The organism is Achromobacter sp. 2789STDY5608615 (assembly GCF_001298995.1).
GTDB classification, from domain to species: domain Bacteria; phylum Pseudomonadota; class Gammaproteobacteria; order Burkholderiales; family Burkholderiaceae_B; genus Achromobacter; species Achromobacter insuavis.
This window is the reverse complement of the sequence record NZ_CYTY01000003.1, coordinates 121,461-128,220: the sequence shown is the minus strand read 5'-3', so window position 1 is coordinate 128,220 and position 6,760 is coordinate 121,461. Positions and strand designations below refer to the sequence as shown.

General features: G+C 65.7%; 7 protein-coding genes and 1 pseudogene. 1 reads left to right on the top strand and 7 read right to left on the bottom strand.

What is annotated here, in order from left to right; genetic code table 11:
• The 3 genes and pseudogenes from AOZ49_RS32880 to AOZ49_RS03575 all read right to left on the bottom strand — a co-directional run.
• Positions 1–583, bottom strand: a pseudogene (locus tag AOZ49_RS32880) (hybrid sensor histidine kinase/response regulator); the annotation flags it as partial.
• 267 nt (positions 584–850) lie between these two features.
• On the bottom strand, positions 851–1,186 hold the full coding sequence (locus tag AOZ49_RS03580; protein ID WP_054430434.1) for a hypothetical protein: 336 nt from the start codon (positions 1,184–1,186) through the stop codon (positions 851–853).
• A gap of 74 nt (positions 1,187–1,260) precedes the next feature.
• Positions 1,261–1,638 carry a hypothetical protein gene (locus AOZ49_RS03575; protein ID WP_054474344.1) on the bottom strand — a complete coding sequence of 126 codons (378 nt, stop codon included), beginning with the start codon at positions 1,636–1,638 and terminating at the stop codon, positions 1,261–1,263.
• A gap of 440 nt (positions 1,639–2,078) precedes the next feature.
• Between AOZ49_RS03575 and AOZ49_RS03570 the strand changes: the two genes are divergently transcribed.
• Entirely contained in the window at positions 2,079–2,690 is a 612-nt protein-coding gene (locus AOZ49_RS03570) for a glutathione S-transferase (RefSeq protein ID WP_054474343.1), read from the top strand.
• Positions 2,691–2,845: 155 nt separating this feature from the next.
• Here the strand turns inward: AOZ49_RS03570 and AOZ49_RS03565 are convergent, their stop codons facing one another.
• The 4 genes from AOZ49_RS03565 to AOZ49_RS03550 all read right to left on the bottom strand — a co-directional run bounded on the left by AOZ49_RS03565 (position 2,846) and on the right by AOZ49_RS03550 (position 6,667).
• A complete protein-coding gene (locus AOZ49_RS03565) occupies positions 2,846–4,123 on the bottom strand; it encodes an FAD-dependent oxidoreductase (RefSeq protein ID WP_054474342.1) in 1,278 nt (425 codons plus the stop codon).
• A gap of 62 nt (positions 4,124–4,185) precedes the next feature.
• The gene (locus AOZ49_RS03560; RefSeq protein WP_156355576.1) at positions 4,186–4,707 is read right to left on the bottom strand and encodes a MarR family winged helix-turn-helix transcriptional regulator; all 522 of its coding nucleotides are present in this window, start codon (positions 4,705–4,707) and stop codon (positions 4,186–4,188) included.
• 33 nt (positions 4,708–4,740) lie between these two features.
• Positions 4,741–5,514 carry an alpha/beta fold hydrolase gene (locus tag AOZ49_RS03555; protein ID WP_231690232.1) on the bottom strand — a complete coding sequence of 258 codons (774 nt, stop codon included), beginning with the start codon at positions 5,512–5,514 and terminating at the stop codon, positions 4,741–4,743.
• 13 nt (positions 5,515–5,527) lie between these two features.
• Entirely contained in the window at positions 5,528–6,667 is a 1,140-nt protein-coding gene (locus tag AOZ49_RS03550; protein ID WP_054474341.1) for a cupin domain-containing protein, read from the bottom strand.
• Positions 6,668–6,760: the final 93 nt, after the last annotated feature.

Genomic DNA, 6,760 nt, shown 5'->3' with positions numbered 1-6,760 from the left:
TGATGGCATCGGACAGCGTGCGCTGCATCACCTTGCAGTAGGCCAGGTTCACGCCCAGCAAGAACAGCGACAGCACGCCCAACACGGTGAACAACGGCGTGCCGTGCGCAAACGAGCGTAGCGCGAAGGGCAGCACGGTGAGCAGGGCAAAGAGGTAGTACGCCGGCCAGAACGCTGACAGCGAGGCCACCGAGCCGCCTGTCATCCCGGCCAGCACAATGCAGATATACACCGTGACGATGGTGTTTTCGGGTTCGAAAAACAACGGCCCCATTGCACCCCATAGACAACCCGATACCGTCACCCAGAATACGTACTGCCGGCAGCGCCGGGAGGTGGCTTCGGGGCGATGCGGGCCGGAGCGTCTGTCCTTCCAGACAACAACAACGCGTAGTGCGGTGAGCAGGTAGACTGCCGCCGCCCATCCCAGCAACAGCTCGCGCCCGACCTCGTGCCACAGCAAGAACACCGTCAGGCCGGCAACGGCGATGTTGCCCAGGAAGATCGGAGGCGATTGCCGGTACAAGGTATTGACCAGTTCTTGGTAAACCGCCCGATTCTCGATCGGAAGCAAGTTTGTCATGGCTACTTTTCGCTAGGGGATCAATGCGGAGGCAGACGATATTCGACGCGCGAGCCAGGGCGTGATGCAATCAGGCCTCGGCGTCATTCCGGTTGAGCTTGCAGATGTCGACCGGGGTCTAGATCGTAGTGGCGCGCGCGCCGACGCCAGCAACAACGCCCACAGCACGCCATGGGCGTGCCAGGACTTGAGCGCGAGGGTCGGGCCCGGGCGGGGGGGAAATCACCATGGCCGGATTCTAAGGAATCGCGGCCGCCGCTGCGGAACCTATTTGATCTTGCTGCAGCGGAAGGCTTCGATGCCTTTTTCCACGTAATGCGGTTCGCGCGCGCAGGCCGCGCGCATGGCCTGGTTGGCAAGGCTCATGAGATTGGCGGCGTTGGTCATGGCTTCCAGGCCGTCCGGACCGGGACCGATCTTGTCATAGCGTTCCTTGTACTCGTTGGCCTGCTTGCTGTACGCATAGGCGCGCATCACGTCGGTATAGGCGATGGCGCGCGAGATGTCGCCGGCGCTGGGCTTTTTTTCCGCGGCGAGGGCCGGGCCGGCCAGCAAGCACAGGGCGAGCAGGGGAGTGAGGGTGGCTTTTTTCATGGTAGTCATCAGGATTTCTAGAGCGGGTTATCCGAGAGGCCGCGGGCCGGCGGGACGCGTGCCCGATCCGCGGCGCTTTGCCATCACCACATCTTGCATGTCGTACCGTTGTTGACCAGCTCGCCGCCGACCACGATGCCCTTTTCGTCGACATGGAGCATGGTGTAGCAGCTCGCGATGCCCGAGCGGCGCTCGTAGATGGTGCCGCCGTTCATACCGTAGCTAAAGCTGCCGACGGGTTGGTCCCATGAGACTTCACCGGAGGTCTGCCATTGGTAGACCAATTGTCCGATCGGCAAGTCTTCGCTGGCGTAGACGCGGTCGGGAATGCCCCATTCGGTCACGATGTCGTTCACGGGCTTGCCCTTGTGGCGCATCATGGCCACGTCCCAAGTCGTGCAGGCGCTCAACATGGCGCCACACAGGCAGGCCAGCAGGGCCTTGAAAAAACTGAATCGCACGTTTGTTTTCCTTATTCAGATGCTTGACAGGTTCCCTACGCGCCGCATCATGCCAGCGGCTCGAGGAGATGGCGAGAGGGGGTGTGGCGCGTATTCCACACCCCGCGCGCAACGGCGCCGGTGCGATAAAACAGCTTTGCCGGGGTTCCCACGGGGCAAGGTTCGGAAAAAGCGCGGCTTCGTCATAGGGCGATGTCGGGACGAGATGCGAACGATCGATTCAACGGCCACGGCAACGCCTTTGCGGGGCTGAATTGAATTATTTGATTTTGTTACACGCATCAAGCCGGGGAACGAAGCCGATGGGGACTTCAGCATTCTTCAGGCGCGCAACGAAAGCAGGGAGTGCGCGGCGACCTGGCGCATCGCGGTGCTGACATGCGATGATGCCTTCCGCCCATTCCCAAGGGCGGCCAGGCTGCCAACCACTCGGAGAAAATGTGAAGCTCATCGGCATGCTGGATTCCCCCTACGTACGGCGCAGCGCCATATCGCTGCACCTGCTCGGCGTCGATTTCGATCACATGCCGCTATCCGTATTCAGCACCTTTGACGAATTCAAGGCCATCAATCCGGTCGTCAAGGCGCCCACGCTGGTGCTGGACGATGGCACGGTACTGATGGATTCCACGCTCATCATCGACTACGCCGAACATGCCAGCGGACGCACGCTCATGCCGGATTCCCTCGAGCAGCGGCGCCAGGCCACGGCCGTCATCGGACTGGCATTGGCGGCGTGCGAGAAGACGGTGCAGATCGTCTATGAACGCAATCTGCGTCCGGCCGAGAAGCAGCACGAGCCCTGGGTGACACGCGTGCAGGGGCAGCTGGACGCGGCCTACGCGGCGCTTGAGGCCGCCTTGCAGCAGACATGGACGCCGGCGCAGCCCTTGAAGAAAGTCGGCCAGTTCGCCGTGACGGCGGCGGTCGCGTGGCGTTTCACGCAGGCCTTGCTGCCAGGAACCATCCAGCCCCAGCTGCATCCCGGACTGGCGCAACTGTCGGCACAGGCGGAAGCCTTGCCCGCATTCCAGGCATTTCCGCACGCGTAGATTGCTTGGGAGACGGCCAGGCGAGGCAGGCCGGCCATCTCCCTGTTTGAATTACGCATAATGTATATTATGTAAAGTAAAGAATTGACTCGCCAGGGGCCGACCGCCCCTGACAATCCCGGATCCAGGCCATCCCGATCCAGAACATTCCTGCTTCAGGCTCCGCAACCCGCCCCGTCGTTCGCACGCGGCAATCGCGCCCCGCACACACCGGTCTCTGGAAGCGCCAGCGCCACGCGTTCCGCGGCGTCCCGATCACCGGCCAGCGCGGCAACGACGGACCGGACCTGTTCATAGCCGGTCCGCAGCAGGAATGTGGGCGCTCTGCCGTAGCTCTTCATCCCGACCACGAACACGCCTTCCTCCGGATGCGCGAGTTCGGCGGCGCCGTGCGGCCTCACCGTGCCGCAGCTGTGCACGTTGGGATCGATCAGCGGCGCCAGACGCACCGGGCTTTCCGTGGCCGGGTCCAGTTCCAGCCGAAGCTCCGCCAGCAATCGGAGGTCCGGACGGAATCCCGTCGCCACGATGACTTCGTCGACGGCCGGCAGCGTCGTTGCGCCGCTGTGCACCAGCAGCCCGTCGGATGAGCGGCTCACCCGGTCGACATTGACGGCCGTCAGAAGTGTGATCCGACCTTCGGCCAGCCGTTGCTGGATTGCCCTGCCCAGCTTGCCGCGTTCCGCCAGCTGGTCGTTCTCCCCTCCTCCAAAAACGCGATCGAGAGAAACGCCGCGGATGGCCCACCAGATCCGCGTGCCTGGCGCCTGGCCGGCCAGTTCCACCAGATCCTGAAGGGCATTGAACGCGGAATGTCCGCCGCCCAGCACCAGCACGCGGCGCTCGGCGTAGCGCTGGCGGGCCGTTCCCAGGATCTCGGGAACGCCATAGGCGATCTGTGCGGCCGCCGCCTCTTCGCCGAGGGCCGGGATACCGTGGGCGCCCATCCAGTTCGGCGTGGCGTAAGTGCCGGATGCATCGATGACCGCCCGCGCCAGGAAATCCCGTTCGCCCTCGGGCCCCTGGACCCGCAGCAGAAACGGCGCGGCCGCGCGGTCCGAACTTCTCATGACATCATGACCGGTCCGCGAGACAGCCATCACGCGGTGACGGGTCTTCAGGCAACGCTTGATCTGCGCGACCTCGGACAGCGGCAGCAGGTAGCGCGCCAGCAAGTCCCGCCCGGTGGGATACGCGTCGCCGGGCGGAGCGACCCAGCCGGTCCGCGCCAACAGCGCGGCGGCCGCCTTGTCGATGTTGAAGCTCCACGGTGAGAACATCCGGACATGGCCCCAATGGCGCAAGCTCGTTCCGACCTGGTCTCCCGCTTCGAAGACGATAGGCGTCATCCCCCTGGCCAGCGCCTGCGCGGCGGCGCTCAGCCCGACAGGGCCCGCTCCGATGATTGCAATGGGAAGGTCGTTTTGGCGCATTTCAGGTACCTCTTTTCACGTGGTGGGAGCACGGTTGATCCCGTATTAATTGGTACTAACAACTATCTGTCCAAAAAAAAGCCGGATACGCCCTGCGGCTCCGACTCGATGGCATGGCCGCCGGCTACACCGCAGCGGGCCTGCGCGGCGCGCGTCAGTTGCCGCAGCAAGTCGAGCGATGCGTCCAGGACCGCCGGATCCATGTCTTTGATCATGGCCAGTTCCTCAGTCACCAGATCCGCACGGATCGTCTGATACAACGTGCGCCCCGCCGGGGTGGGTTGCAGCTGCACCGCACGGCGATCAGAGGCATCTTCGACTCTCGTGACGTAGCCCTTGCGCTCCAGCGAATCAACCACCCGGCTGGCCGTGCTCTTGTCCAGGAACATTTCCTGCGCGAGCGTCTGCAGCCGCAATGGCCCCTGCTTGACCAGCGTTTCCAAGGCGTAGCACTGCGCGACGGACACGTCATGGCAGCAGATGCGATCGCGATCACGGAACTGATGCACCCTGATGAGCTGGTTCACGGCCTCGTAGAGTGTTTCAGCATCCTGGCGTTGCAGTCGCTTTTTCGGCAGGCCCATGGCCACGGATCCAATTAGTTGTTAGCAGCAACTTTAAGGCTTTCCCTGGCCGTCGTCAAGCGCTCGCTCCTGAGACGTCGGGTTGCGCGCCGATGGCCGCAGGTTTTCGAACGCCACACCGTCCCGCAACCACTGGCGCAACGCGCCATGCAAGGCCCGTGGCGCCTCCAGCGGCACGAAATGCCCCACCTCCGGCAGGTTGACCCAGCGGCCCTGCAGCAACCGGCCATGCATCTCGCGCTGGCGGTCCGCGGGGTTCAGCGCATCCCGCGCGCCGCTGATCACCAGCGCCGGGCCGTGCCACGCCGACAGGCGCGCCAGCCCGTCGGCGCGCGTGGCCGCGATCGCGGCGTGGCGCCGCAGCGCGGCGATGCCGAGGCGGTCGGCCATTGCGACGATGGCGTCTTGCAACGCGCTGTCCGACAGCCTGCCCGGCGCCACATACGCCGGCCAGAGGTGCTGCCGGACGACGGCCCCCGGGCCAAGCGCATCGGCCAGATCGACGATGCGCTGGCGCGCCTGGGCGCCGGCGGCCGTATCGGCCCGGGCGTTGGTGGCGACCAACACGATGCCGGCCAGGCGTTCGGGCGCCTGCGCGGCCATTTCCTGGGCGACGAAGCCGCCGAGCGAAAAGCCCACCGGCACCAGTCTGCCTCGATGCCGCGCCAGCAGGTCGGTCGCCGCCGCGCGGGCCGATTCGTGCGCGCCGTAATCCGCCACCCGGACGCACTGCGCCAAGGGCGGCGCCAGCTTGCGCAGCGGCGCCCACAAGGCCTCGTCGCACGCCGTGCCGCCGATCAACAGCAAGGTGGGCGCCACGTCAGAAGCGCGCTTCGCCGACCCCGAGGGCGGTCTCGGGCAGCAAGCCTCGGCGCGCAAGGTAGCCGTCGGGGTCCAACGCCAGGTCGTGCCCCGCGGCCTCGGCCAACGTGGCGGCCGGCCATTCGATGCGCTTGCGCTGGTCGCCCGCGCAGACCGAGATCACCGCCGCGGGCTGTTCGCCAGCCTGGCGCAGTTCACGCCAGACGCCGGACGGCACCGAATAGATGGCCTGTTCGCGCAGCGGCACCACCACTTCGCGGCCCGGGCCGTTGAGCACCAGTTCGGCTTCGCCCCGCATCACGATGAACACCTGCTTTTCGCGCAGCCGCAGGCGCCCGGTGGTGCCGCCGGGCGCCAACCGCAGCCAGTCGACCGAGAAGCCATGGGGGTTGGCGATGGGCGCGGCCTGCGCCCGGTCTTCGCTCATGCCGTGGCCGATCACCGGCGCCAGTTCGCAGCCGCGAGCGCCGAGCAACGCCCGGGCCGACCAGTCGCGGTCTTGCGCGGCCAGCGCGCGCCGGCGCATCTGCGCAGGGGTGTAGCGCGGCAGCGCGGCCATGTCGGCCGGGCTCAGGGGCTCGATCAGCCCGGCCTCGGGAGGCTGGCCCGCCGCGCCATGCAGCAAGGTGTTGTCGCGACCCAGGAACAATCCGTGCGTGGCCGCCGCGGCCAGCACGTCCGGGTGCCAGATGATGCCGCCGGTGTCGTCGCCGCCCAGGGCGGTGAAGATCCAGCCATGCCCGTCGCCATCGTTGGAGAACCCCCGGAAGATCCAGGTCGGAATACTGAGCACGTCGCCCGGCCCGCCACGCAGTTCGCCGGCGCCCTCGCCCGAGCCCCAGCGGAACGTCCACTGGCCCGAATGGATGAAGAAGACCTCGGCGCTGAAATGCAGGTGCAGGTTATTGGTCACCCCTGCCGGCATGGCGGCGGCGCCGATATTGAAACCGTGCGGTTCGCGCAGGTTCACCACCTGCTCCTCCGATTGCGTCACGCCCGGACCGATCATGGAGTAGTTCTCCTTCAGGTCGGATCCAGGCAGCTTGCAGTCGATAAAGGCCAACCGGCAAGCCACCATGTCCTCACGGGCGATGGCGCGGGCCTGGGCGGCGGCGCGGTCCAGAACGACTTCATTCATTGCTTGACTCCTGTGGCGGCGCGCGGCGGCGCCGGAAACGGAAAAGAGGCATAGGCGCCCCACATTTGGAACGGAAAGCATTCGAATGCATAA

Coding starts and splice junctions, on each gene's coding strand:
- AOZ49_RS03565 (WP_054474342.1), bottom strand. CDS start 4,123: ATGCGCCAAAACGACCTTCCCATTGCAATCATCGGAGCGGGCCCTGTC.
- AOZ49_RS03560 (WP_156355576.1), bottom strand. CDS start 4,707: ATGGGCCTGCCGAAAAAGCGACTGCAACGCCAGGATGCTGAAACACTC.
- AOZ49_RS03550 (WP_054474341.1), bottom strand. CDS start 6,667: ATGAATGAAGTCGTTCTGGACCGCGCCGCCGCCCAGGCCCGCGCCATC.
- AOZ49_RS03580 (WP_054430434.1), bottom strand. CDS start 1,186: ATGACTACCATGAAAAAAGCCACCCTCACTCCCCTGCTCGCCCTGTGC.